General features: G+C 39.8%; 21 protein-coding genes and 1 rRNA gene. 8 read left to right on the top strand and 14 right to left on the bottom strand.

Translation table 11 applies throughout. The features are described from left to right. The 4 genes from CAO17_RS22065 to CAO17_RS01420 all read right to left on the bottom strand — a co-directional run. Positions 1–249: hypothetical protein (locus tag CAO17_RS22065; RefSeq protein ID WP_425435856.1), on the bottom strand; the 249-nt coding region annotated here is incomplete at its 3' end. 386 nt (positions 250–635) lie between these two features. Then, positions 636–2,200, bottom strand: a 16S ribosomal RNA gene (locus tag CAO17_RS01430). Positions 2,201–2,701: 501 nt separating this feature from the next. Further along, positions 2,702–3,316 carry a metallophosphoesterase gene (locus CAO17_RS01425; RefSeq protein WP_245831736.1) on the bottom strand — a complete coding sequence of 205 codons (615 nt, stop codon included), beginning with the start codon at positions 3,314–3,316 and terminating at the stop codon, positions 2,702–2,704. Between the two features lie 281 nt (positions 3,317–3,597). After that, positions 3,598–4,722: a M20 peptidase aminoacylase family protein gene (locus tag CAO17_RS01420; protein WP_085991068.1), complete on the bottom strand. Its 1,125-nt coding sequence runs from the start codon at positions 4,720–4,722 to the stop codon at positions 3,598–3,600. A gap of 848 nt (positions 4,723–5,570) precedes the next feature. Between CAO17_RS01420 and CAO17_RS01415 the strand changes: the two genes are divergently transcribed. Next, on the top strand, positions 5,571–6,623 hold the full coding sequence (locus tag CAO17_RS01415) for a C40 family peptidase (protein ID WP_085991067.1): 1,053 nt from the start codon (positions 5,571–5,573) through the stop codon (positions 6,621–6,623). Positions 6,624–6,823: 200 nt separating this feature from the next. Here the strand turns inward: CAO17_RS01415 and cyoE are convergent, their stop codons facing one another. Next, positions 6,824–7,762 carry a heme o synthase gene (gene cyoE / locus CAO17_RS01410; protein WP_085991066.1) on the bottom strand — a complete coding sequence of 313 codons (939 nt, stop codon included), beginning with the start codon at positions 7,760–7,762 and terminating at the stop codon, positions 6,824–6,826. 245 nt (positions 7,763–8,007) lie between these two features. Next, on the bottom strand, positions 8,008–8,970 hold the full coding sequence (locus tag CAO17_RS01405; RefSeq protein ID WP_085991065.1) for a DMT family transporter: 963 nt from the start codon (positions 8,968–8,970) through the stop codon (positions 8,008–8,010). Between the two features lie 310 nt (positions 8,971–9,280). On the opposite strand from CAO17_RS01405, the gene CAO17_RS01400 reads away from it, so the two are divergent. Further along, positions 9,281–9,667, top strand: a complete 387-nt coding sequence (locus CAO17_RS01400) for a hypothetical protein (RefSeq protein ID WP_085991064.1) — start codon at positions 9,281–9,283, stop codon at positions 9,665–9,667. A gap of 65 nt (positions 9,668–9,732) precedes the next feature. On the opposite strand, the gene CAO17_RS01395 is transcribed toward CAO17_RS01400, so the two are convergent. Beyond that, positions 9,733–10,779, bottom strand: a complete 1,047-nt coding sequence (locus CAO17_RS01395; RefSeq protein ID WP_085991063.1) for an NAD(P)/FAD-dependent oxidoreductase — start codon at positions 10,777–10,779, stop codon at positions 9,733–9,735. 158 nt (positions 10,780–10,937) lie between these two features. Here CAO17_RS01395 and CAO17_RS01390 point away from each other — a divergent pair, with 158 nt between their 5' ends. The 4 genes from CAO17_RS01390 (at position 10,938) to CAO17_RS01375 (ending at position 14,707) form a co-directional block, all read left to right on the top strand. Continuing rightward, positions 10,938–11,789, top strand: coding sequence for an ABC transporter ATP-binding protein (locus CAO17_RS01390; protein WP_085991062.1), 852 nt, complete (start codon positions 10,938–10,940; stop codon positions 11,787–11,789). Next, positions 11,731–12,642, top strand: a complete 912-nt coding sequence (locus CAO17_RS01385) for an iron-hydroxamate ABC transporter substrate-binding protein (protein WP_085991061.1) — start codon at positions 11,731–11,733, stop codon at positions 12,640–12,642. The genes CAO17_RS01390 and CAO17_RS01385 overlap by 59 nt, the downstream gene beginning before the upstream one ends. Before the next feature lie 66 nt (positions 12,643–12,708). Beyond that, positions 12,709–13,710: a FecCD family ABC transporter permease gene (locus CAO17_RS01380; RefSeq protein ID WP_085991060.1), complete on the top strand. Its 1,002-nt coding sequence runs from the start codon at positions 12,709–12,711 to the stop codon at positions 13,708–13,710. A gap of 28 nt (positions 13,711–13,738) precedes the next feature. Further along, the gene (locus tag CAO17_RS01375; RefSeq protein WP_085994363.1) at positions 13,739–14,707 is read left to right on the top strand and encodes a FecCD family ABC transporter permease; all 969 of its coding nucleotides are present in this window, start codon (positions 13,739–13,741) and stop codon (positions 14,705–14,707) included. A 90-nt stretch (positions 14,708–14,797) separates the two neighbouring features. On the opposite strand, the gene CAO17_RS01370 is transcribed toward CAO17_RS01375, so the two are convergent. Both CAO17_RS01370 and wecB read right to left on the bottom strand, forming a co-directional pair. Next, entirely contained in the window at positions 14,798–16,483 is a 1,686-nt protein-coding gene (locus tag CAO17_RS01370; RefSeq protein WP_085991059.1) for a glycoside hydrolase family 13 protein, read from the bottom strand. A 511-nt stretch (positions 16,484–16,994) separates the two neighbouring features. Beyond that, positions 16,995–18,113, bottom strand: a complete 1,119-nt coding sequence (wecB, locus tag CAO17_RS01365; RefSeq protein WP_085991058.1) for a non-hydrolyzing UDP-N-acetylglucosamine 2-epimerase — start codon at positions 18,111–18,113, stop codon at positions 16,995–16,997. A 271-nt stretch (positions 18,114–18,384) separates the two neighbouring features. Between wecB and CAO17_RS01360 the strand changes: the two genes are divergently transcribed. Then, on the top strand, positions 18,385–19,446 hold the full coding sequence (locus CAO17_RS01360; protein ID WP_085991057.1) for an LCP family protein: 1,062 nt from the start codon (positions 18,385–18,387) through the stop codon (positions 19,444–19,446). Positions 19,447–19,745: 299 nt separating this feature from the next. Beyond that, positions 19,746–20,702, top strand: a complete 957-nt coding sequence (gene manA, locus CAO17_RS01355) for a mannose-6-phosphate isomerase, class I (protein ID WP_085991056.1) — start codon at positions 19,746–19,748, stop codon at positions 20,700–20,702. A gap of 105 nt (positions 20,703–20,807) precedes the next feature. Here the strand turns inward: manA and CAO17_RS01350 are convergent, their stop codons facing one another. From CAO17_RS01350 to CAO17_RS01330, 5 genes are all read right to left on the bottom strand, one after another. After that, positions 20,808–21,659, bottom strand: coding sequence for an ROK family protein (locus CAO17_RS01350; protein ID WP_085991055.1), 852 nt, complete (start codon positions 21,657–21,659; stop codon positions 20,808–20,810). An 89-nt stretch (positions 21,660–21,748) separates the two neighbouring features. Further along, positions 21,749–22,243 carry a PTS sugar transporter subunit IIA gene (locus CAO17_RS01345; protein ID WP_085991054.1) on the bottom strand — a complete coding sequence of 165 codons (495 nt, stop codon included), beginning with the start codon at positions 22,241–22,243 and terminating at the stop codon, positions 21,749–21,751. Between the two features lie 26 nt (positions 22,244–22,269). Continuing rightward, complete coding sequence (locus CAO17_RS01340; RefSeq protein WP_085991053.1) at positions 22,270–23,736, bottom strand: glycoside hydrolase family 32 protein; 1,467 nt, start codon at positions 23,734–23,736, stop codon at positions 22,270–22,272. A gap of 14 nt (positions 23,737–23,750) precedes the next feature. Then, positions 23,751–25,151: a sucrose-specific PTS transporter subunit IIBC gene (locus CAO17_RS01335; protein ID WP_085991052.1), complete on the bottom strand. Its 1,401-nt coding sequence runs from the start codon at positions 25,149–25,151 to the stop codon at positions 23,751–23,753. Between the two features lie 199 nt (positions 25,152–25,350). Next, a complete protein-coding gene (locus CAO17_RS01330) occupies positions 25,351–26,337 on the bottom strand; it encodes a LacI family DNA-binding transcriptional regulator (RefSeq protein WP_085991051.1) in 987 nt (328 codons plus the stop codon). Positions 26,338–26,376: the final 39 nt, after the last annotated feature.

Raw genomic sequence — 26,376 nt, 5'->3', positions numbered from 1 at the left:
CTTTGGCTCATCTTTCCAGATGGATTCGTCTAAAGAATTCCTTTGTAACTCCATGTGGAGTGTCCTACAACCCCAGAGAGCAAGCTCTCTGGTTTGGGCTGTTTCCGTTTCGCTCGCCGCTACTTGGGAAATCGCATTTGCTTTCTCTTCCTCTGGGTACTGAGATGTTTCAGTTCCCCAGGTATGCCTCTTGTGCCCTATGTATTCAGACACAAGTCCTGTTCCATTACGAACAGTGGGTTTCCCCATTCGGAAATCTCCGGATCAAAGCTTACTTACAGCTCCCCGAAGCATATCGGTGTTAGTCCCGTCCTTCATCAGCTCCTAGTGCCAAGGCATCCACCGTGCGCCCTTATTCACTTAACTAATTTACAATGAATAAGCGTGCTAAATTAATAGCCTTGCTTTACTAAAAATAATCTAGCTTCAGCTCCTATAATCAGTCGCTTCAGCCTTTTGATTGATGTCTTGTCATTCTTATCTAGTTTTCAAGGTACATATATTAATGAAGGAATTAATCCCTCAAAACTGAACCAAACAATTCATTATGCCTTATATTCACCTTGTGAAAGGTGTTCCGTAATAATTTAGCTTCAGCTCCTGCAATCAGTCGCTTACGCTTTTCATTTCCTTAGAAAGGAGGTGATCCAGCCGCACCTTCCGATACGGCTACCTTGTTACGACTTCACCCCAATCATTGGTCCCACCTTCGGCGGCTGGCTCCAAAAGGTTACCTCACCGACTTCGGGTGTTACCAACTCTCGTGGTGTGACGGGCGGTGTGTACAAGACCCGGGAACGTATTCACCGCGGCATGCTGATCCGCGATTACTAGCGATTCCGGCTTCATGTAGGCGAGTTGCAGCCTACAATCCGAACTGAGAATGGTTTTATGGGATTTGCTTGACCTCACGGTTTCGCTTCCCTTTGTACCATCCATTGTAGCACGTGTGTAGCCCAGGTCATAAGGGGCATGATGATTTGACGTCATCCCCACCTTCCTCCGGTTTGTCACCGGCAGTCACCTTAGAGTGCCCAACTGAATGCTGGCAACTAAGATCAAGGGTTGCGCTCGTTGCGGGACTTAACCCAACATCTCACGACACGAGCTGACGACAACCATGCACCACCTGTCACTCTGTCCCCGAAGGGAAAATCCTATCTCTAGGAGTGTCAGAGGATGTCAAGACCTGGTAAGGTTCTTCGCGTTGCTTCGAATTAAACCACATGCTCCACCGCTTGTGCGGGTCCCCGTCAATTCTTTTGAGTTTCAGCCTTGCGGCCGTACTCCCCAGGCGGAGTGCTTAATGCGTTAACTTCAGCACTAAAGGGCGGAAACCCTCTAACACCTAGCACTCATCGTTTACGGCGTGGACTACCAGGGTATCTAATCCTGTTCGCTACCCACGCTTTCGCTCCTCAGCGTCAGTTACAGACCAGAGAGTCGCCTTCGCCACTGGTGTTCCTCCACATCTCTACGCATTTCACCGCTACACGTGGAATTCCACTCTCCTCTTCTGTACTCAAGTCCTCCAGTTTCCAATGACCGCTCACGGTTAAGCCGCAAGATTTCACATCAGACTTAAAAGACCGCCTGCGAGCGCTTTACGCCCAATAAATCCGGACAACGCTTGCCACCTACGTATTACCGCGGCTGCTGGCACGTAGTTAGCCGTGGCTTTCTGGTTAGGTACCGTCAAGGTATGATCAGTTACTATCATACTTGTTCTTCCCTAACAACAGAGTTTTACGATCCGAAAACCTTCTTCACTCACGCGGCGTTGCTCCGTCAGACTTTCGTCCATTGCGGAAGATTCCCTACTGCTGCCTCCCGTAGGAGTCTGGGCCGTGTCTCAGTCCCAGTGTGGCCGATCACCCTCTCAGGTCGGCTACGCATCGTCGCCTTGGTGAGCCTTTACCTCACCAACTAACTAATGCGCCGCGGGCCCATCTGTAAGTGACAGCCGAAGCCGTCTTTCAAACTCTCCATCATGCGATGAAAAGTATTATCCGGTATTAGCTCACGTTTCCGCAAGTTATCCCAATCTTACAGGCAGGTTGCCCACGTGTTACTCACCCGTCCGCCGCTCGTTCCACTAACGTCACCCCCGAAGGGGATCAGTTAGCTTCCCGCGCTCGACTTGCATGTATTAGGCACGCCGCCAGCGTTCGTCCTGAGCCAAGATCAAACTCTCCAAAAAAGTTTGTATCAAATTAACACCAATCAATTTGATATTCTTAGCTTTTAGAAGTGTTACCTTCTATAGTTAAAAGAAAAACGAGTTCCTTTTAATATCTTAACATACTGGTTGTTTTGTTCAGTTTTCAAAGAGCAAATTTATTTATCACTTGTTAAAAGCGACTTTATCAATTTATCATATCGCAACATCTTTGTCAATAATCAATTTCATATATTCAAAGTTTTTTGCGACGGAATTAAATTATATAACTTTCATCAACTAATGTCAACAACTTTTTTCAAGTTATTTGGTTAATGAATTGTCGCTTACTTCTTGAATAACAACAAGTCATTTTAGCGACAAGAATTATAATATCACTCTGATATCGAAATGTAAACAGATTAATTGAAGTTTTTCTCTTGCTATTTTTCAGATATTATCACCATACCTTCTAGCTTTCGAAACCTGATTCATAAACTACAATAGATAGAAAAATTAATCTACTACCTCCGTATACTCCTTTTATTCGCCTATCGATTCTAGCTTTACTATCGTAATCTCAGGTCTATTAAATATTCTAATAGGGATAATGCTATTACCTAGCCCTCGATTCACTATCATCGTTGTTTCATCTACTGTATGTTCCCCATTTGTATAGGTAGGAAAGAATCCTTGATTAGGTGCAACTCCTCTTCCAATAAACGGGATACGAAATTGACCACCATGTGCGTGACCAGAGAAAACTAGATTAGATCCATAATTTGCATATAGGTCTATCATTTCCGGGCGATGGGCTAGTAATATAGTGAATTCCCTTTTCACCTCTATCCCATCTATATAATGCTCCATAGCCAGCTCCATAATATCCCTTTCTTCACCTTTTCTCTCGAAAGCAGGGTCATCTAGTCCCACGATACGAAGATACTCATCCCCTATACTTATTCTTTCCGTAGTATTCCTCAAGACACGAACACCTATCGCTTCTAATTTTTCTTCTAACACGGAAAAACTTCCAAACCAAGCTTCATGATTTCCAGTTACATAATAAACGGGAGCAATTGAAACTAATTCTTTCATTAATGTGATTCCTGATTTCATTTCGCCTTTTTCTCTATCAACTAAATCACCAGTGAACACAATTATATCTGGCTTTTCGTGATTTACCTTTTGAACAAGATGACGTTGGTTATTTCCAAATCAGCTAACTGAACAATCTTGTATTCATCCAAACCAGATGGAACTTTTTCAGAACATATAGTCACTTCTGTGGTAACGATGGCATTGTTTTGAAAATAGAATAAAGCTAATAAAGAAAGAAGAATAGAAGAATAGTAGGGATTAAAATTCTACGTTTTACTTTTCTTTATATAGAAAAGATTGTTCCATACATTTTCATGATGTCCACTGCCTCCGATTTCTTATAGTTTATACGTATTCAATACTGCTTTGTACATAATGTTTACACCGTTCATTAATGCATCCTTATTAAAAGTCATATCCGGATGATGGAGTCCAGGTTGTAAGTCACAGCCTAACCCAAGCATCGTCGCTTTTAAGGAAGGTTTCTTAATGGTATAAAAATGAAAATCATCTCCACCCGGTGTAACAAGAGCTTTATTCACATTCTCCTCTCCCAATGTATCAGCAATGGCTTGACGCATAATCGAAATAGCTTGGTTATTTATCCTAGCTGCGACAATGTCACTCGTGTTCGTAATTTCGATATCGACGTCATATAAATTACGAATGGATTCAAAGATACTTAGAACTTTACTTTCCAGCTGTTCAATCATTTTATTCGTCTGCGCACGCATATCTATGGCAAAGGATGCACTTCCCGGAATAATGTTCAGGCTCTTTCCACCTGCATGAAATTTCGTCATTTTCACAGAGTGTGGCACACGAGGATCCAGGTGAATTTGACCGATCATATTCACAATTTGCGCTCCAATTTCAATCGCATTATGGTTTAAGTGTGGCCTTGCTCCATGGGCATCCTCTCCCTTAATATTTGCCTCAACCTTTTTCGTTGCACCATGTACGATTACTGGTGTTGCTTGTCCCATCTTTGTCTCTTGTGCTGGGCGTAAATGCACACCGAATAAATAATCGACATCATCGACTACATTCTTTTCGACCATTTTCAGTGCACCTTCCCCTTTTTCTTCAGCAGGTTGGAAGATGAATTTCACCGCTACCTTGTCAGCTAATTCTGGTTCGAGTGCTAGCTTCCAAAGCACACCTAAAACCATTGCCATATGGGCATCATGACCACAAGAATGGTTAGCCTGAAATTTTCCGCTAATTTCTTGCCATAATGCATCCATATCGGCACGAATCCCGACAACTGGAAGACCTTTTTCAAAATTACCAAATTCCCCAATAACTCCTGGACAGTCATCAAAAGTCGTTACCTTCAAGCCACTTTTTTCTAGTAATCCTTTAATATAGTTGGTTGTCTTTGTTTCCTCCCAACTTATCTCTGCTTGATTATGTAAATGTTCATATGTCGTTCTTACACGTTGTTCTAATTTCACATCCATTGCTTTGCTCCGTTCTTAGTCTTCTACAACCCATTTTCAATGAGCCGCCATATACATTGTCTTTTTAAAACTTTCACGCGACTTAGCTTGCTATTAAGTATAAACTTCACTAGCTTTATTTCAAGTTTAATTTTATATTCATTGGAGGGAATAATTGGAGAATGCGAATGGTAGTGGCGGTTCCTAAATTGGTATGTTTAGAAAAGATTAAGTTATTAGGGGGGTATCCGATGTTGTATTCCATTTATCAGCGATACTAATCAACTTATCCGTACTCCTTCCATTTTATTAGTCGTCGTTGATTCAGTGAATGATGTAACCATGAAAAAAACCAAACTGTATCGTTCCTATCCCCCAACAGTTTGGTCTATTTTTTTCATAAAGAATGTAAAGGTTTTGATGGCTAGGCTTCGTATGGATAACCCATTAAAGCCATCCCCATCACCTCTACAATCTTCATAGTAATTTATATGAATGGTAAACCTTTTATTCTTACCATTTCATATTTACTAATCATTTGTATGCAGTCAGCGTTATAAAATTACTAAAACGCTTACATTTTATGGAATATTATTTTCCTCAAGTATTTGCTTAAAATAACACCCTACACATTCTACGGTGAAAAAAACGATTACCGTGGAACTACAATTTGGCTTCATCCTAATGAATAATCCATTCCAATCATTTGCAGAGAGTTAGGCAAAATTCTACTAACATAATGGAATATCGATAGCATCTTTTATTTAACATTACAATTCGATAACATTTTTCCTATTAATCTACCAAATTTTTCTAAAAGGTTATATAATATTTTATATCTAGCATCGTTTAATAGGAGGACTTGGATCGTGGCCAATAAAAAAATAATGATGTCCGTAACGACTGGGGCTGCCATAGCTTCAGCAATGATTGGTGCTGAAGAAGCAGAAGCATCATCATATAAAGTTCAGAGCGGGGATTCCCTGTGGTCCATCGCACAAGAACATCAAATAAGTGTAAACGTATTAAAGGAAATCAATAATCTATCATCAGATATAATCTATCCGAATCAGATGCTTCAAACCGTAGCAAGCGATTCATCTGAAAAAACACAAGGTAAAGTAGCAGCAGTCTCCAACAGTACATCAACAACCTATACCGTTAAAGCTGGGGATACGCTAAGCATGATTGCTAGTAATCACAATATCTCCCTTCAAGAATTGATGAGCTGGAATGGCTTAGAAACCACCTTAATTTATCCCGGCAACGAGCTTGTTGTGAAGAAGGATGCAGCTAAAAAGGAAACTTCAACCACAAAGCCATCCACAAAGACCGGATCTTCATCGGTGTACACCGTAAAGTCAGGGGATACCTTGTCAAAAATTGCTTCCAATTATGGTGTTAGCGTTTCTAATATCAAGAAATGGAATCATTTAAACTCTGATTTAATTTATATTGGGCAAAAACTGAACATTGGTGAGGCAAAGAAAACTAACTCTAGTTCAACTACTAAAAAGGCTCCAACCAACCAGAAGGAGCAACCAAAAGCGGATGTCGATTATAATGTAGAGCAGTTAATTAGCACCGCAACAAGCCTAGAGGGCACTCCCTACAAGTGGGCTGGTTCAGACCCAAGTGGATTTGACTGTAGTGGGTTTATTCATTACGTGTATAGCCAAGCAGGGAAAGACATCAAGCGACAATCCAGTGCAGGTTTCTTTGACCGCGCCTATTATGTCAACACCCCACAAGTAGGTGACCTTGTATTTTTCGAAAATACATATAAATCCGGAATCTCACATATGGGTGTCTATTTAGGAGACAATCAATTTATTCACGCCGGATCAAGTGGTGTAAAAATTGAAAGCCTAAATAGTTCCTATTGGAGCAAACATTTTGATAGCTTTAAGCGATTTTATTAAGAACAGAGGAACTCCAGCAATGACTGCTGGAGTTTTTTTATTGGAGAACCTTGACACCCTCACTCTACGTAGAGACAAACAAATTAGCTATCCATCACATCAAAAGGCACTTTTTCCAAACATTCTTATACACATACAAAAGTAACATCATAAAAACGGGGAAATCCTCCTTAACGAAAGATTTCCCCATAATGATGCATTCATATGATTGGTGAAGTTAAAAGAATCATCACGAATGATAATAAAATTAAATAAATTAACGAATAGCGCAAATTAGCCTGTGCCCATTTCTTCACATCTTTTGCCTGCGGTCCTTTCATCGCAAGAATAATCCAACCTATATTTAAGGCAGTAGCAAAAAGAAAGAAAAACCAACCTAAAGAAGGAGTCAAGAGGTATGGAAAAGGCAGCAATGCGATAATATAAATGATATTTTGCCGTATCGTAACATCAACACCACAAACCACTGGTAACATAGGTATACCAGCTCTTGTATAATCCTCCAACCTTTTTATCGCAATCGCCAATGTATGCGGAACTTGCCAAATGAATAATATGCAGAACATAACGATTGGAACGATGTGATGGACTGGTGCTATCGCTGCCCAACCAATGAATGGGGTAAATGCACCTGAAACACTACCTACAACGGTATTCAATGTATATCTGCGCTTCGTCCAAAATGTATAAAGAACAACATAGACAAACCAACCTAAAAAAGAATAAACGGCAGCTTCTAATGTTGTAAATAACATCATGACCAGCCCAATGATTGTTGTGATAATCCCCGACCATAAAACTGTTTTCAAGGAAAAATTGCCAGTAACAGTCGGTCTTTTTTGGGTGCGGACCATTTCTTTATCCAAATCGACTTCATACCAATTATTGAGAATTAATGCACCGGAAATAACGAATGTACTACCAACCATTGTTAACAGGAAAAGTCCCCAATGGTCTGTAAATCGTTCCCCATTAAAATAAAGTGCTAACCAATAGGCTGTAAATACAGGAAGGACATTGGCTACTAACACTTTACCTTTTAGTAAATATTTAATATCTATTAGTATGCTGAGAAGTATAGAAGAACTTCTTGCATTGGAATCTAAAGTAGAATTAGAAAATACTTGTCTATTTTCCATAAATATCCCCTATTATTATCGTATTTTAAAAGAAAGATGCAAAAACATGTCACATATATTTTATATCATACCATGAAAAGGCAGGTTTTTTTAAAAAAATTCTATGACAATATCTACATGTAAAAGGATGGATGAGACAATTTTAGTCACATGCTAGGACAAAACAGAGTGACATCACCTTTTTAGAAAACAGCCGAAAAAAGGAAGGAGTCCTCATGACTTAGAGGTCCTTCCTTTTATATTTTCTATGCATTGCGTCTTTCTTCCTGTAATTCCTGTTTTGCCACAGATTTGTTTTTCCCTTTGTAATTTACAATAACAATTCCAATTGCGACCAACACGATGGCTCCTAAAATAAAGACGGTTAATCGTTCACCTGGAATAAAGATTGCCGATAATATTGCACCTGAAACGGGGACAATGAATTTATACATACTAATTTCACCGGCATTATTGTATTTTAAGATGGAATACCAAAGAGCAAATGCAACGGCCGATAGAATAGCCGAGTAAATAAACAGTCCCCAACCAAATGGGGTAAATACCATTGCACCTTGACTTAATTGCGGAACACCGATAAGGAGCATGATGATTGCACCAAGGCTTAACTGCCAGCCTGTGACAGCAAACGGATGAATCCCCGTTGCAAGTTCTTTTGCTAAAATGGTTGCTACTGCACTTACCAACCCAGACAAAATCATATATCCTTCTCCTGTCAGTTGAAAACTTACCTGTAGCTCTGTTCCCCAATTGGCAACAATAATTCCTGAAAACCCGGCAATGAGTCCCACTGCCTTTTTCCAGCTCATTCGGTCATTTTTATAATAATAATGCGCTAGTAGCACCGTAAAGAAGGTACCACTGGAAGATAAGATCGCACCTTGCATACCGGTTACCTTCGCAAGCCCATTATAAAAGAAAAAGTACTGCAATGCCGTCTGGAAGATACCTAACAGAATCAGTACAGCAAATTGCCTGCACGTTACCAACAGACTTTTAGGATTGATTAATAATAAAAAGACTAAAACGATAATGCCTGCAAGCAAAAAGCGCATTCCCGCGAACACAATTTTAGCTATAACATCATCTGGCGCCATTTGGAATTCCTCATAACTGACCTTAAGTACTGGAAATGCACTTCCCCATAATATGGAACAAAAAACTGCAATCCCAATGACTGACCATTTATTCTGAAACATGCCTTTCATGATGTCATCTCCTAGTTGATGAATTCAAATACATACATCTTATGGCATTATAGATGGATAATCAAGACATGTGTTTTGAAATCATGTTGGTTAATGTTGGAGCACTTTCCATGTGAAATGATGGGCGATTTTTTTAGGAAGACCACACTCCAGATTTACTTGTAATTCCCCTTTTTATATGCGGCTACCACTCTTTTTATGCACATTCCTTCCTCGTATTCTCCTCTTTCCTTTCTCCACGAAACAGAGTAATAATCCTTCCTTGTCCAAAATAAGATTTATAGAAAGGTTAGGGAGGGGGAGATTAAACATGTCCGATTCACCTATCACCCAGCAAATGGTAGAACGCTATTTCGAGCTAAGCAATGCGAAAAAAGAGATTGAAACAGAAATGAACCAACTGAAGAGAATTTTTCATACATATTTTGACAGCGAGGTTGGTGCTAATGCGAAGGGGGAATGGAATAACGGAAAGTATAAGTTACTAAGACAAGTGCGCAAATCTGAAAAATTCAATAACCAAGAAACCATACAGCGCCTTGAAGAATTAAGCATGACAGATCTAATAAAAACTGAAAAGAAACCAGACAAAGAGAAAATCGAAGCTGCTATCAATCTAGGATTAATCAAAGAAAAAGACCTAGAAGGCTGCAAAATTACCAACTATTCCAAAGCCATATCTGTCAAAGAGGTTTAGTGGTTAGGGAAGTGCCACATGTTTGATATGTCTGGCACTTCCTGTTTTTTCAAGTAGAATTCCGTTTATGCATTCAATTGACTATGTATGATTTCTTTATTCCTTTCTTCAAATGCTTTATGATGAGATGATACCATTCCTACCTTAGGTGCGGTTGGCTCTAGATAGTTTTTCACACTATTCACTGCTTGAACTGCATCTTGAAAAGCACCGACTAGAAGATTGATTTTCCCATCATATGTCAGGATATCCCCCGCTGCAAAAATCCCGTTTTCCGTTGTACATCCAAAGGAATCTCCTTTATAAAAATAATCATCTTTTTTCTCCAAGGTTATATTTGGGTCCACCGTAAAAGAAGACTCTCGATTATATCCATGTTGTACAATGACATGATCTACCTCATGGTTAGAACGAATACCTGATGCATTATTTTTCAGTAACACTTGTTGAATGGCAGTACCATCTTTCGTACCAATGAATGAATCAATGGTGGTGTTCATCATAAATTTCGCGTTACCCTTTACCAGTTTATTTACTTGCGCCTCATGTGCACGACATTCATTCTTACGATAGACAACAATCACCTTTTTAGCAATTTCTAAAAGTTCCACCGCACAATCAATGGCTGCATCCCCACCACCTGAGATGAGTACCGTTTTATTTTGAAGAGATTTTAATGACTTCATCGAATAATGCAAATTTTTACCTTCATATCTCTGTGCGTCCGTTACATCTAGCCGCTTCGGTTGAATAATTCCCCCGCCATTAGCTAAAATAACGGCCCGTGAATAGTGCTTTTTACCATCATTGGTGGTTAGGATAAAATTATTATTCGCATCTTTTTCTACCGATTCCACTTTTGTATTCCTGCAAACAGTTGGATCAAAGGTTAGACCTTGTTGAACGATTTGTTTTGCAAATTTCTCCCCTAATACAGGTAGCTGTCCCCCAACATCCCAAATCATTTTCTCTGGATACAATAACACTTTTCCACCTAAATTTTGCTGATACTCGATGATTTTCGTCTTCATTCCTCGTAAACCACTATAAAAGGCAGAGTATAAACCAGCTGGACCTCCACCAATAATCGTGACATCATACCATTCTTTCATCATCTTGCCCCCATCCTCCAAAATATTTTAAAAATTTATATTGACTTTACTTTGCTAAAAAATTATCATGGAAATTGATAACAATTATCAATGAGAATGATTATCACTTTCATCATAACATGGTTGATAAAAAATAAAAAGAGAGGATATATTTTTTTATGCGCTTACAAGTGAAGGATATTGGTGTCAGTTACGGGGATAAACCGATTATTCATAATTTAAGCTTAGAAATACCGGATGGGAAAATCACCACCATTATAGGATCCAATGGTTGTGGAAAGTCCACGTTATTAAAAGCAATGACGAGAATTATTGCACAAGATTGTGGACAAATTATCCTCGATGGAAAGGAAATTCGGAAAGTAAATACTAAAGAATTAGCGAAAAAGCTTGCCATATTACCACAAAATCCGGAAAGTGCACATGGTCTTCTTGTAGAGGAATTAATATCCTATGGGCGTTTCCCTTATCAACAAGGGATTGGAGGGCTATCCAAAAAAGATAAAGAAGTGATGGAATGGGCGCTAAAAGTTACATATACACACTCCTTACGCAATCAACCCGTGGATGCCTTATCAGGAGGACAACGCCAACGCGTCTGGATTGCATTAGCCTTAGTACAGGATACCGATATTATTTTCCTTGATGAGCCAACCACTTATCTAGATATGGCCCATCAGTTAGAAATACTGGAACTACTTGAAAGACTTAACAAACAAGAAAAGAAAACCATTATCATGGTCCTCCATGATTTAAATCAGGCAGCTAGATTTTCCGATTATATTATTGCATTATCTAAAGGAAAACTAGTTCGAATGGGGACTGCAGAAGAGGTAATTACACCGGAAGTACTAGCGGAGGTATTTCATATTGATGCACTAATTCGCCATGATCCACGAACCAATAAACCCATGTGTATGACATATAATCTTTTAAAGGGAGAGAATAAAAATGAAAAAATGGATAATTCCAGTACTTATTATACTTATGATAACGTTAACAGCCTGTAGCAATAGTAGCGATGCAAAAACAAAAGAAGAAACCGAAACTATTACCTATCAATCGGAAACAGGACCGATTGAAGTTCCTGCGAATCCAGAACGTGTCGTTGTGTTATCCTCCTATGCTGGTGATTTAATCAAGCTTGGGGTAAATATAGTTGGTGTGGATTCCTGGTCGGCCATGAATCCAAACTTTAAAGATGCCCTAGAAGGGGTGGAGGTCGTTTCCAATCAGGATTTAGAGAAAATTATTGAGTTAGAACCTGACTTAATTATCGGATTAAATAATATTAAAAATGCGGACAAACTGAAGGAAATCGCTCCAACCGTTCTTTTCACCTATGGAAAAGTCGATTATTTACAGCAACATATTGAAATTGGAAAAGTAGTAAACAAAGAAGAAGAAGCAAGGGCTTGGGTTCAAGATTTCAAAAAACGTGCTCAGGACTTAGGGGAAGAAATAAAAGATAAAATTGGAGAAGATGCAACCGTTACGGTGGTTGAAAACTATAAAAAACAATTCTACCTATTTGGGGATAACTGGGGACGCGGTACAGAAATTTTATACCAGGAAATGGGATTAAACATGCCACAGGCCGTGAAAGATGTTGCATTAGAACCAGGTTATTTTGCCATTTCACAAGAAGTTCTAGGTGATTATGTAGGTGATTATGTTGTTCTTAATGTAACGGATGACTATGACACTTCTTTCACAGAAACAGACTGGTATAACAACATTGAAGCCGTAAAGAACAATCACGTATTCCAAACAAACGCCAAAGCCTTTTACTTCAATGACGCATTAACCTTAGAACATCAACTTGATTTCTTTGAGGAAGCATTCTTAGGAAGGAACAAATAATCTGTGTTCAAAAGAAAGTTTTATTGGACGTTTGGAACATCTTTTGTTAGAAGGTAGCGAATAAACATGAACAAAATACAATCCATACCCTTTTCGATAAAAATAATTCTATCAATCCTTACCTTGATTCTCGTATTCTATCTGTCCCTTACATTTGGAGCCGCTGAAACAACTTTTCAGGATGTATGGCACGCAATATTTTCGATAAGCGGCGGTGAATATTATGCCGTCCTACGGGAAATTCGTTTTCCACGTGTCATTGCAGCCTTTTTTGTTGGAAGCGCGTTGGCGGTATCGGGAGCCATCATGCAGGGAGTTACCCGCAATCCATTAGCTGATCCAGGTTTACTCGGTATTACAGCGGGAGCAAATGCAGCATTAGCATGTACTTTAGCTGCTTTTCCATCGTCCTCTTATCTAGGAATCATCTTTGCTTGTTTTATCGGTGCTGGTCTTGGCATGGCTATTGTGTTTTCGATTGGTGCATCTATTAGAGGCGGCTTATCCCCTTTCAAGCTGGTTTTAGCTGGGGCAGCCGTTTCTGCATTTTTACAGGCTTTAGCGGATGGTGTTGGTATTTTATTTCATATTTCCAAGGATGTATCGATGTGGACAGCGGGAGGGCTAATCGGAACCAATTGGCATGCACTAATCGTAGCCCCCATTATTCTCATTGGACTCGCTGTAAGTATTGGTTTCAGCAAACAATTAACCATCCTTAGCTTGAACCAAGAATTAGCTATTGGTTTAGGGCAACGTACGAAGACAATCAAAATTCTATTATTGGGGTTGGTCGTTATACTCGCAGGTTCAGCCGTTGCACTAGTTGGTAACCTGGCATTTATAGGGTTAATGATTCCCCATATCGTACGCGGATTAGTCGGTTCTGATTATCGTTTCATCCTTCCAATGAGTATAGTGATTGGTGGTTTATTTATGATTCTTGCAGACCTTCTTGGGCGTACCATGAATGCCCCCTTTGAAACACCAGTTGTTGCAATCATTTCTATCATTGGATTGCCATTCTTCTTATTGCTAGTACGTAAAGGAGGACGTCAATTTGAATAATCCACATTTTAAAATTCACAGAAAATGGATGATAATTTGTATCGTTCTCTTTATCCTCATATTTTTTACTAGCATTTCTTTAGGGAACTCATCTGTTAGCATTGGTCGAATTTTACCAACACTTTTTGGTTATGGTTCGTTTAAGGAGGAGTTTATCCTGTTTTCCGTTCGCCTACCACGTGTGATTATCCTTGCGTTGGCGGGAATGGCACTGGCAATCTCTGGTTCCTTGCTTCAAAGTGTGACAAGAAATGATTTAGCAGATCCCGGTATTATTGGAATCAATGCAGGGGCTGGTGTAGGGATTACCTGTTTTTATTTATTTGTCCAATCTGATATAGAACATTATGCGTTTATTTTGCCGATTGTTGCATTCATAAGTGCGATGCTAACAGCTGTTTGTATTTACTTTTTCTCTTATGAAAAAGGGAAAGGAGTACAGCCAGTAAAGCTTGTATTAGTCGGGGTTGGATTTGCCTTTGCCCTCTCCGGACTGATGATGCTCTTCATTTCTACTGCAGAACGGCAAGAGGTAGAATTTATATCCCAGTGGCTTGCCGGAAACATTTGGGGAGCTGATTGGCCATTTATCCTTGCATTATTACCATGGCTAATCGTAGGAATCCCCCTTGTCTTTTATAAAGCAAACACATTAAATATCCTAGCAATGAGTCAACCAACAGCCATTGGATTAGGTATCCATTTGACAAGAGAGCGTATGCTTTTGATTAGTGTCTCTGTTGCCCTAGCAGCAGCGGCAGTATCTGTTACAGGGGGAATCAGCTTTATCGGTTTGATGGCTCCCCACATTGCCAAACAGTTAGTCGGACCAAGGCATCAGCTATTTCTACCAATTGCCTTCATTTTAGGTGCAACCTTATTAATGATGGCAGATACCATTGGCCGAACAATTCTTGAATCAAGCACCGTTCCAGCAGGCATTGTTGCAGCATTCATCGGCGCACCATATTTTATTTACTTACTAAAGAAAAACTGATGGAGAACTATCTCGAATCACAACGTATAGCCCAATCGATTTCCTAAACTAAAAAAACGACTCCACCTATAGGCGGAGTCGTTTTTTCAGTTACACACCTTTATACACTCTTGCTTCATAAGGCTTCAAGGCAAACGTACGATAGTCTTCTGAGGTATCGTTCATATAATTACTAATTAACATTTCCTTCGCCTCAAACGATACATCATGAGGAAGTTCAAAGGAAACATTCTCTTCACTAAAGTTTGTGACAACTAATAACTTTTCCCCTTTAAAAGAGCGCATATAGGCATAAATTTTCTCATCATCTGGTAAGATCAATTCATAGTCACCATATACAATGATAGGGTGATTTTTCCGTAATGCAATTAACTGGCGGTAGTAATGATAAACCGAATCGTCATCCGCCACAGCTTGTGCCGCATTAATCTGTTTGTAGTTGGGATTGACTTTCATCCACGGCTCTCCCGTTGTAAATCCAGCATTCTCGGATGCATCCCATTGGAAAGGAGTTCGCCCATTATCGCGCCCCTTCTCATAAATGGATTCCATTACTTTATCTGGGTCGGCACCCTCTTCTTCCACTTTTTCCTTGTACATGTTGAGAATTTCAATATCCCTATAGTCATCAATTGAATCAAATTTTACATTCGTCATGCCGATTTCTTCCCCTTGGTAAATATACGGAGTCCCTTGCAGCATGTGTAAAAAGGTCCCGAGCATTTTCGCTGATTCGACACGATATTCCTGATCATTTCCAAAACGAGAAACGATTCGCGGTTGATCATGGTTATTTAAATATAGACTATTCCAGCCAACACCCTGAAGGCCGTTCTGCCATCTAGAGATACTTTCTTTAAGATCCCTTAAATCCAGTGGTTTTAAATCCCATTTCCCGTTCGGACCATTATCCAAGCCCATATGCTCAAACTGGAAAACCATTTGCAGTTCTTCTCGCTCCGGGTTGGTGTATTTCTTCGCCTCATTCACTTTGACACCAGGCATTTCCCCAACCGTCATCACATCATAATGGGAAAGCACTTCCTCATGCATTTCATGTAAGAATTCGTGGATACGTGGTCCATTTCGGAAATAGTTTTTCCCTGTAACATAGTTTTTTCCTTCTGGGTTTGGTGCATCTGGAAGGCCAGGTATTTTAGAAATAAAGTTGATGACATCCATGCGGAAGCCGTCAATTCCTTTATCCAGCCACCACTTCATCATGTCATAAATTTCCTGACGTAGTTTCGGATTTTCCCAATTTAAATCCGGCTGTTTTTTACTGAATAAGTGAAGATAGTATTCACCGGTCTTCTCATCATATTCCCACGCGGAGCCACCAAAATTCGATTCCCAATTATTCGGCTCTTTGCCATCTTTACCAGGGCGCCATATGTAGTAATCACGGTAGGCATTGTCCTTCGATTTGCGTGATTCCTGGAACCATTGATGCTCATCGGATGAATGGTTAACAACGAGATCCATAATTAATTTCATATCACGTTGATGGATTTCATCCAATAGTTCCTCCCAGTCGGACATTGTCCCAAATTCATCCATAATTGCGTGGTAATCCGCAATATCGTAGCCATTATCATCATTTGGGGATTTATAAACCGGGGATAGCCAAATAACATCCACGCCAAGGTCCTTCAGATAATCCAATTTTTCCGTAATCCCTTTTATATCACCAATTCCATCCCCATTGCTATCATTAAAACTTCTGGGATAGATTTGGTAAACAACACTTTCCTTCCACCATGCTTTATGCGTCATATGTATTCCTCCGTTTGCTTCTGGGTTGTTATGTTAAGGTTGCTGGAAGTAGCTATTCAGTCAGAGTGTGGGAAGACCATTCGAATATCGTGTTTGGATACTGAATTATGGGATTGGGGTCAGCAAACGCGATTTGGTCTTTTATCAGGATTCCTTCTCTTTTATCAGTAGTTCGCTCGTTTTATCAGCGATCCTCCTCTTTTATCGGCGATTCGCTCGTTTTATCAGCGGTCCTTCCTTATTATCGGTGATTCGGGCTTTTTATCGGCAATCCACTTATCATATCAGCGGTCAGCCCATACCCTCAAATTATTTCAGCACCACACTATCATAGTCCCGCCACCTTATACTATTTCCACAAACCTAAATCTCAATCCATTTATCTCCCGTATTATTCCATCGTTAGATTAATACACAGTTCTAGGATAATCTTGTATATACAAGATTTCAAACAAAAACGTTTTTATACAAAAATACCCCACCTATTAAAGGCAGGGCTTTAAACTCTTATTTATCTATTCTCAAAATAAGCTAAAATAGCATCCGCAATTCTTCTGGAAGCTTCTCCATCTCCATACGGATTCGTTGCTTTGGCCATTTTATCATGTGCCACTTGATTGCTTAAAAGCTCATTGGCAAGGGTAAAGATATTGTCCTCATCCGTTCCCGCTAATCTTAAGGTACCCGCATCAATTCCTTCCGGGCGCTCTGTTGTGTCACGTAGAACTAGAACAGGTACACCGAGGGATGGCGCTTCTTCTTGTACCCCTCCAGAATCGGTCAAAATTAAATAAGCTTTCGCTGCAAAATTATGAAAATCAACCACACCGAGTGGCTCAATGAGTTGAATGCGGTCATCATTTCCCAAAATCTCATAAGCTGTTTCCTGAACAACTGGATTTAAATGAACTGGATAAATCACTTGTACATCATCATGTGCCTCAACCAATCGCTTAATTGCACGAAACATTTGCTGCATATTTTTCCCTAAATTTTCCCGACGGTGAGCGGTCACAAGGACAAGCCGTTTATCTTCTATACGATCAAGAATCGGACTTACATAATTTTTATCCACCGTTGTTTTCAACGCATCAATTGCTGTATTGCCTGTAACAACAATCTGATTCTCATCTTTATTTTCATTCAACAGATTTTGCTTTGATTTTTCAGTAGGGGCAAAATGTAAGTCGGCAATCACCCCTGTTAGCTGACGATTCATTTCTTCGGGATATGGGGAGAACTTATTCCAAGTACGCAGCCCCGCTTCCACATGTCCTACCGCAATTTGATTGTAATACGCTGCTAATGATGCAACAAACGTTGTTGTCGTATCCCCGTGTACAAGCACAATATCCGGTTGTGTTTTCTTCATCACTTCGTCTAGCCCTTCTAAGGCTCGTGTCGTTATTTGTGCTAACGTTTGCTGCTTCTTCATAATATTTAAATCAAAGTCGGGAGTTATATCAAAAATTTCGAGCACTTGATCCAGCATTTCACGATGCTGTGCCGTCACTGTAACAATCGGTTCAAATTCAGAAGAGCGTTTTTTTAATTCCAAAACAAGTGGTGCCATTTTAATAGCTTCCGGCCTCGTGCCAAATATTGTCATTACTTTAATTCGTTTCGTCATTAATTGGTTCACTCCATTATCCACCACGATTTACTTGTCATAACGTGGCATAATACACAAAAAATAAGAATAAAGTCAAGGAAATTTGTTAATTCCTTCATCATCATAACATACAGCATTCATTTCATGTCTAATTCTTCGATTCCATTCGCCAAGTTTGGTATAATCATCGACTTTTTCTTTCAAATTACTTGTTTTAAAGAATTTACAATTTACGGAAGCTTAACATCGTAGTAAAATAAAAATTAAGTATCTAGATGGAGTGACGACAATGTCTGATAAATTACCAGAAAACTCTCGTGCTAAAAAACAAGTTAAACGAAGAAAGAAGAAAAGGATTTTTCTGTATATTAGTATCCCTATTCTTATTTTCTTACTTGCAAGTGTAACATACGGCTATAAAATCTATTCAACCGCTCAAAATACAGTGGAAAATTCTTATGAGGAAGTTGGTCGTGAAAACGAGACTTCAGAATTAAGAAAGGACAAGGTTAATCCAGTAGAAGACAATGTCTCTGTACTCATTATCGGGGTGGATGATAGTGAAGAGCGGGACTATGACGAAAAAAGTCGATCCGATGCCCTGATCCTTGCAACATTTAATAAACAAGAAGAAAATATCAAATTGGTTTCCATCCCACGGGATACGTATACATTTGTTCCAGAACGTAATACGTATACAAAAATTAACCATGCCCACTTTTTCGGTGGTCCCAAAGCAACGATAGAAACGGTTGAAAACTTCCTAAATGTTCCTGTGGATTACTACGTTCGTTTAAATTTTGATGCATTTATTGAGGTAGTTGATTCACTTGGCGGCATTTACTTTGATGTACCTTATGAAATGACAGAATTAGATTCCGAAGATAATGAAGGGTCCATTCACCTTGAGCCTGGTTATCAGAAACTGAACGGAGAAGAAGCATTAGCGGTTGCCCGTACAAGGAAATATGACAATGATATTAAACGAGGATACCGACAACAGGAAATTATTAAGGCTATTGTGAAAGAGGCCACATCCGCTTCATCCCTATTAAAGCTGGAAAACATCATTACAGCAGTGGGAGATCATATGGCAACAAACCTTTCCTTTGATGAATTGAAAAGTTTTGCTTCATACGGAATGAATACCGATGTTGACATCACATCCGTTAAGTTGGAAGGAAGTGGCGGTTATATGGATGACGGGTTATGGTATTATCAAGTAGACGATGAAAGCAAAACAGCCATATCCAATGAATTAAGAAATCATTTAGACTTACAAATCCAGGAAAGTATTGAAACCGAACTTAGCGTAGATGATAACAAAGAAATACAGCCTTATACGTATTAAAGAGCGATTCTAGAAGGATCGCTCTTTTTTTATAGGCCTGGGGGTTTCATGAAGAGCGAGCATTTCCATGTGGTAACCATTTCGGACTTCACAAGAACCGGCCCACCTGTATCCACACTGCAGTTCTTGGATTGAAACTAACTGGTGAATCAATAGAGGGGTAGAATAGACTATTTTAGGTAAGAAATGTTACCCTTGGTAATATCAATATTTGCTATTTTAAAAAGCTTTACAAGCCTTTTAAAAGGTTCGTTAATTAGAAATAGTTAACATGATGGCGAACTTAGGAGGTAAATTAGATGTACAATGAACCCATTTTTTTACAACCAGTATTTCAAGAAAGGATTTGGGGAGGACAAAAATTAAAAACAGAATATAACTATGAAATTCCTACCGCAAAAACAGGAGAGGCTTGGGTTATATCTGCTCACCCAAATGGTCCAAGTGTAATCAAGAATGGCCCTCTCGAGGGGAAAACACTTGAAGATGCTTGGAATGAACACGGGGAATTATTTAATAAAAAGGCAGACAATAAAGAGGAGTATCCACTCCTAATTAAAATATTAGATGCTGCAGACGATTTGTCTGTCCAAGTGCATCCGAATGATCAATTTGCTCGCGAAGTAGAGAAGGTTCCGTATGGGAAAACAGAATGCTGGTATGTTTTAAGTGCTGAAACAGGTGCAGAGCTTATTTTAGGGCATCATGCCAAAACCCGTGATGAGCTGGAAAGCATGATGGATAACGGAAAATGGGACGATTTATTGCAACGCGTTCCTGTACAAGCCGGTGACTTTTTCTATGTTCCCAGTGGGACAGTACATGCCATTGGAAAAGGAGTTGTAATATTAGAAACACAACAAAGCTCGGATATCACGTATCGTGTTTATGACTATGATCGCACCGATGCAGCAGGGAATAAACGTGAACTACATTTGAGAAGAGCGAAAGAAGTTACTACCGTCCCACATAAGGATGTTAAGATTGAACAAACAAAAACGGTCAAAGATGGATTGACAATGAAGAAGTTAGTAGAAGAACAGTACTTCTCCGTTTACCATTGGCAATTGGATGGAAAGACTACTCAGAGATTGGAACAAGACTTTTTACAAGTTAGTGTTATTGAGGGGAATGCCGTGATTACCATTGAAGGGACATCCTTTGTTATTACGAAGGGAAATAACTTTATCATACCTTATGGAATCAAGAAATACGAATTTTCCGGAAAGGCAGAGTTTATTGTTTCTTGGACATAGTACGAGACAGAGGGAAAGGTACCTATCCCTCTGTCTCTGCACTTTTAAATTTACTTTTCGACAGGATACGGGAGGTGACCGGTACCGAAACCAATGCTTTTTCCATCACCTCATACATAGCACCATCGCACCCATAACTCCCTGCTCATCCTCAAGCTCTGGTGCCACAATCAGATTATCTACATCTGGAACTTCCACATATTCATTCAACAACTCCATAAATTTCCCTCGAACCATTTCATATAATTTCTCCTGCTTCATGACGCCTCCACCTAAAATAATCTTCGCTGGCTGCAGCACAACGAAGTAATTCATGCAGGCTTGTGCCAAGTAATAAGCTTCGATTTCCCATACTTTATCATTATCTACTAATTCAATGCCCTTTTTGCCATAGCGCTTTTCAATCGCCGTACCAGATGCAAGTCCTTCGATACAGGCACCATGGCTTGGACAAGCTCCTTCAAATGGATCATGTTCATGCTTCGGTACGAAGATATGCCCCATTTCTGAATGGTTCCTTCCCTGAAACACTTTCCCATTTTGCACCAAACCGGCACCAATACCTGTTCCGACTGTGACATAAAGACAGCTGTCTACATCCCGTCCCACTCCATAAGTATATTCACCAAGGCAGGCAGCATTTACATCTGTGTCCAAATAAACTGGAACGGAATAATCAGCCTTTAACCTATCTAGTAATGGAAAGTTTCGCCATTTCGTCTTTGGCGTATTTAAAATATTTCCGTATGTCGCACTATCTTTCACTAAATCAACCGGTCCAAATGTTCCAATACCTAATGCCTCAATCTCATGCTTATCAAAAAATGCCTTCACATTAGCTAATGTCACATCGGGGTCTTCCGTCGGAAAGCTGACCTTATCAAAAACCTTCCCTGACTTATCACCGACTGCACATACAAACTTCGTACCACCAGCCTCAATTCCCCCTATTAACATCCGTTTTCCCTCCTTAGATAAAAGGGACGGTACTCACGCTTCATCCGTTAAAATGCAAAACGAGAACCGTTCCCATTCATCCTCACTCTTTACTTCTTCACTGTTAAAATTTCATCTTGTCCTGCTGTTACTTCTTTTTTATCCAATACCGTAATTTTGCTCATGTCATCAGTATTGGTAACAATCATTGGAGTAATCGTATCTTTTGCTTTTTCACGGACTACCTCAAGGTCAAAGCTTATTAGCTTTTCCCCTTTTTTTACCATATCTCCTTCACCTACATGAGCGGTAAAACCTTCACTGTTCAAGCCTACTGTTTCCAATCCAATATGGATGAGGATCTCTGCGCCATTATCAGCAAGAATTCCAACGGCATGTTTGGTAGGGAAGACCTGAACGATTTTCCCGTTAACAGGTGCAACAACTTCCCCGCTAGAAGGTTGGACCGCAATTCCATCACCCATCATTTTCTGTGAGAAAACAGGATCCTGTACATCTTCTAATGCAACTACTTCACCTGTCACTGGTGCGGCGAGAACAATATCTGTTACTTCTTCTTTTTTCTTAAATAATTTACCAAACATCTGAAAAACTCCAATCTATCCACAGATTAATATGCAAACACTCTATCTAAATTCCACTTTTTTATATCTGTCTTAACATTGCCGCCATTAACATAAAAAGTAATGCTGTCGGCCTCAGGATTATCAAACACCCTGGATGAAAATACTTCTTCTCCGTTATTAACAAAAATCTCAATAGAAGAAGCATCCTTAAAGATTCGGATATGCTCCAAATTTCTAACGACACAACGTCTATACTCAACAACTTTGTCTCCAGCAATGCCCGCTCTTCCCAAGGTAAACAGACTAGCTTCCTGGTCGTAAATAATTTTAGTAGATTCACCCATTTGAATCGTAAACTCCGAGGCATTCCAGTCCTTGACCAGTAATTCCAGTTCAACAATCTGACCCGCTACTTCAGGAAGTTCCAAAAGATTGCCCTCAATGACCACATCATCATGACGGACCTCTTCCCTACGCAAGCTCTTCAGCTCTTCCACAGGCTGCTGCACTAACTTTCCGTTTTCCCATTTCAGTTCACGAGGCAAGGTTAACGCATGGATCCATTCATGTTTGACCGTCGGGTGCGTAATATCTCCATCTTCAGCGTTACCCATCCAGCCAAATAGAATTCTTCTTCCTCTCGCATCCTCTGTCGTCTGTGGGGCATAAAAATCAAAGCCACGATCTAACTCCACAAAAGTCCCATGGTCAAAGCTCACCTGTTCATAATCCACTTTTCCGGCAAAATACCCGGATTGAAAGATATTCTGAAATTCATATCCTTTAGGTGCTAACCCCTGAGGACAAACAATCAAGATGTCCTGGTCATTTAATTCAAATAAATCGGGGCACTCCCACATATAACCAAAGTAACCTAAACCGTTGTGTCCGCTTCCTACCAGCGATCCTAGAAAACGCCAATTCATAAGATCAGCGGAGCTGTATAAAACCACTTCTCCCTCTTCTGCTGTTGTCTGTGCTCCCAGTACCATATACCATTGGTCATTTTTGTAAAATACTTTCGGATCTCGGAAATGGGCGGTATATCCTTCGGGAACACGGATAACAGGTCCTTTTTTTTCAAAATGGATCCCATCATCCGAAATGGCTAAGCATTGATAGGATTCCCTATTTCCTTCTTCATCTTTCACATTCCCGGTATAAAACACATACATTTTGTCTTCCAATACAACGGCACTTCCTGAGTAGCATCCGTTCTTGTCATACCACTGATCTGGAGCCAAGGCAATCGGTGCTTCTTCCCAATGAACCAAATCATCCGATATATAATGTCCCCAAAATTTGGCACCATGCTTCGTTTCAAAAGGATTCCACTGATAGAACATATGGTATTTTCCTTTATAGAAAACAAACCCATTAGGATCATTCAATAAGCCTACCGGTGGCATGAGATGGTAATGCAAGCGATAAGAATCACTTGCCACCGTCTCTTTTTGCTCAGCAACTCGATTATAGGCACGTTGTTTCAAATCATTAGATGACTGTCTCATAAAACTCTCCTACCTTAAGCATTCATTTTTTCTGCGTCCTTGTCGGAATAACCAAACATCCATGTTAAAACAAAAGCAACGGCAATCGCGACAAGATTTACTAAAATGTAAAAGATTATTTGTTCATTTAGATATAACAGGGTTCCCGGAATAACCGTAATCGCCATCCCAGTACCTGCTAAATTTAGGATGGATGCAAGGAAACCACCAACGCCTCCACCGATTAACCCCATTAGGAATGGTTTACCATAGCGTAGGTTCACACCAAAAATAGCTGGTTCGGTAATACCTAGAAATGCTGAAAAAGAAGAAGGCATTGCTAAAGCTTTTAATTTTTTGCTCTTTGTTTTAAGTCCAACTGCTAAAGCAGCTCCACCTTGTGCAGCAACGGAACAAGTAATAATTGCGTTATATGGATTTTCGCCTAGGTTTTCAAGCAACTGAATCTCAAGTAAGTTAAAGATATGGTGAACCCCAGTAATAACAATCACCTGGTTAAAGAACCCAAGTAATAATCCAGCCATACCAAACGGTAACCCTAGAACAAATAAAGCTGCATCTAAAATGTTATTTTCAACGATATGGAAGATTGGTCCAATAATAAATAGGGATGCGATACTCATGATTAATAGGGTTAAAAATGGTGTGACGATTAAATCCAATGCTTCTGGAACACGTTTTCGAATAACTCTTTCCAATTTAGCACCGATAATACCAGCAATAAATGCAGGTAATACCGCACCTTGATAACCAACAACAGGAATAAATCCAAAGAACATAAGTGGTTCAGCACCTGTTGCGACTCCCCAAGCATTTGGAAGAGAAGGACTAACAAGCATTAGCCCCAGTACCATACCGATAATCGGTGTTCCACCAAATACTCGGAAGGTTGACCATGCGATAAGCGCAGGCAGGAAGATGAATGCCGTATCCGTTAAAATTTCTGTATATAATAGAAAATTGCTGGAAATATCATCGGGAGTCAACCCAAAAATTGCGAGGATTTGCTCCTGCATTAATAATCCGCGCAGCCCCATAAATAAACCGGTAGCAACAAGGACTGGAATAATCGGAACAAACACATCCCCAAATGTACGAATGGCACGTTGCAGCCTGTTGCCCTTCTTGGCAGCCTCTTTGGATTGTTCCGATTTTGAAGCCGTATTCAAATCGAACTTCGCCAATTCTTCATAAATTCGGTTAACCGTACCCGTACCGAAAATAACCTGGTATTGGCCAGAATTGAAAAAGGCACCCTTTACCTTATCTATGTTTTCTACTTGCTCTTTGTCTACTTTTTCCTCGTCTTGAATGATGAAGCGCATTCTCGTTGCACAGTGTGTAACTGATTCAATGTTCTCTAAACCTCCGACAGCGCTTACTAATTCTTCTGCTATCTTTTTGTTCTCAGACATTTTTATTCACTCTCCTTTATTTTATGGGATCGAATCCATACCGATTAACAAAATAATTCCATTAACTATGGATATGCTTTGCAGTAAGATAATTTATTATGCAAATAGCAAGGTGTATGGAATCGATTCCACACCATTCATAATGAAATGGAATCGATCCCACATTGTTCATATGAAACTGGAATCGATTTCAGTTTCATCATACACTATCTCGTTCGATTAGTCTATAATCTAAAATAATTTTTTTCTGGTAAGGTTTGGAATCTATCAAAGCAAGAATCTGTTTCGCAGCCTCTTCCCCAGCCTTTTCATTTTGATAGTCCACAGTCGTTAACGACGGGTCTATATACTGCGACATTTCCGAAGCCCCGATTCCAGCAATCGCCATATCTGTTGGTACCTGAATGCCTTGTTCTTTCAAAAAACTAATGGCACCTATTGCTAATCGGTCCGTCACAGCAATCGTTGCAGTTGGTCGCTCCTTATAATGAGTCATGATTTTCTCCATCGCTACTCGACCAGAATCTATATCAAAAATCCCCTGCTGAATCCATTGCTTTTCGATAGTTAAACCATAAGCTGCCATTTCATCATAGAAACCTTTTTTCCGTATGTAACCAACTGCTCTGTCCGTTTCATCCACCCCGATAAAGCCAATTTTCTCATGTCCTTTTTTAATAAAAAGTCTAGTGAGATCCCTGATAGCATGATAATCATCGTATGTTACATGCACCACATCATCGGCTTCCTGTCCTACCATAACAAGTGGTATATCAATTTCTTTTAGTTTATTTAGCAGCTCTGGCTCTGTATTTGTAGCAATCAGTACAATACCATCCACTTGTCGAACCTTCAGCAAATCTAGATACTCTAATTCTTTCTTTGTATCATGATCTGTATTTGCCAAAAGAATTTGGTATCCATTCTTCGACAATTCTCTTCCAAGTCCCGTCACAATCCTACTTGGCGTTTCCGTTTGAATAGTGGGCAAAATAACCCCAATCACCTTTGTCTTCTTCGTCCTTAATGACTTCGCATGCTCATTCGGAACATAGCCCGTCTCCTGAATTACTTTCTCGACACGTTTTCTCGCGTCCTCACTCACATATCCAGAACTATTCAATACCCTAGAAACCGTAGACCGCGAAACACCCGCCATCATAGCAATATCCTTCATTGTAACCAACCTAAGCACCTCCTTACCAGTTCAATTTTATCATATAGA

This window comes from Oceanobacillus senegalensis, assembly GCF_900176885.1.
GTDB lineage: Bacteria > Bacillota > Bacilli > Bacillales > Amphibacillaceae > Oceanobacillus > Oceanobacillus senegalensis.
This window is presented reverse-complemented; position numbering and strand designations above follow the sequence as displayed.

What these genes read in the sequence shown, in the direction of transcription:
- CAO17_RS01420 (WP_085991068.1), bottom strand. Translation starts at nt 4,722, where the DNA reads ATGGATGTGAAATTAGAACAACGTGTAAGAACGACATATGAACATTTA.
- cyoE (WP_085991066.1), bottom strand. Translation starts at nt 7,762, where the DNA reads ATGGAAAATAGACAAGTATTTTCTAATTCTACTTTAGATTCCAATGCA.
- CAO17_RS01405 (WP_085991065.1), bottom strand. Translation starts at nt 8,970, where the DNA reads ATGAAAGGCATGTTTCAGAATAAATGGTCAGTCATTGGGATTGCAGTT.
- CAO17_RS01400 (WP_085991064.1), top strand. Translation starts at nt 9,281, where the DNA reads ATGTCCGATTCACCTATCACCCAGCAAATGGTAGAACGCTATTTCGAG.
- CAO17_RS01395 (WP_085991063.1), bottom strand. Translation starts at nt 10,779, where the DNA reads ATGAAAGAATGGTATGATGTCACGATTATTGGTGGAGGTCCAGCTGGT.
- CAO17_RS01390 (WP_085991062.1), top strand. Translation starts at nt 10,938, where the DNA reads ATGCGCTTACAAGTGAAGGATATTGGTGTCAGTTACGGGGATAAACCG.
- CAO17_RS01385 (WP_085991061.1), top strand. Translation starts at nt 11,731, where the DNA reads ATGAAAAAATGGATAATTCCAGTACTTATTATACTTATGATAACGTTA.
- CAO17_RS01380 (WP_085991060.1), top strand. Translation starts at nt 12,709, where the DNA reads ATGAACAAAATACAATCCATACCCTTTTCGATAAAAATAATTCTATCA.
- CAO17_RS01375 (WP_085994363.1), top strand. Translation starts at nt 13,739, where the DNA reads ATGATAATTTGTATCGTTCTCTTTATCCTCATATTTTTTACTAGCATT.
- CAO17_RS01370 (WP_085991059.1), bottom strand. Translation starts at nt 16,483, where the DNA reads ATGACGCATAAAGCATGGTGGAAGGAAAGTGTTGTTTACCAAATCTAT.
- wecB (WP_085991058.1), bottom strand. Translation starts at nt 18,113, where the DNA reads ATGACGAAACGAATTAAAGTAATGACAATATTTGGCACGAGGCCGGAA.
- CAO17_RS01360 (WP_085991057.1), top strand. Translation starts at nt 18,385, where the DNA reads ATGTCTGATAAATTACCAGAAAACTCTCGTGCTAAAAAACAAGTTAAA.
- manA (WP_085991056.1), top strand. Translation starts at nt 19,746, where the DNA reads ATGTACAATGAACCCATTTTTTTACAACCAGTATTTCAAGAAAGGATT.
- CAO17_RS01350 (WP_085991055.1), bottom strand. Translation starts at nt 21,659, where the DNA reads ATGTTAATAGGGGGAATTGAGGCTGGTGGTACGAAGTTTGTATGTGCA.
- CAO17_RS01345 (WP_085991054.1), bottom strand. Translation starts at nt 22,243, where the DNA reads ATGTTTGGTAAATTATTTAAGAAAAAAGAAGAAGTAACAGATATTGTT.
- CAO17_RS01340 (WP_085991053.1), bottom strand. Translation starts at nt 23,736, where the DNA reads ATGAGACAGTCATCTAATGATTTGAAACAACGTGCCTATAATCGAGTT.
- CAO17_RS01335 (WP_085991052.1), bottom strand. Translation starts at nt 25,151, where the DNA reads ATGTCTGAGAACAAAAAGATAGCAGAAGAATTAGTAAGCGCTGTCGGA.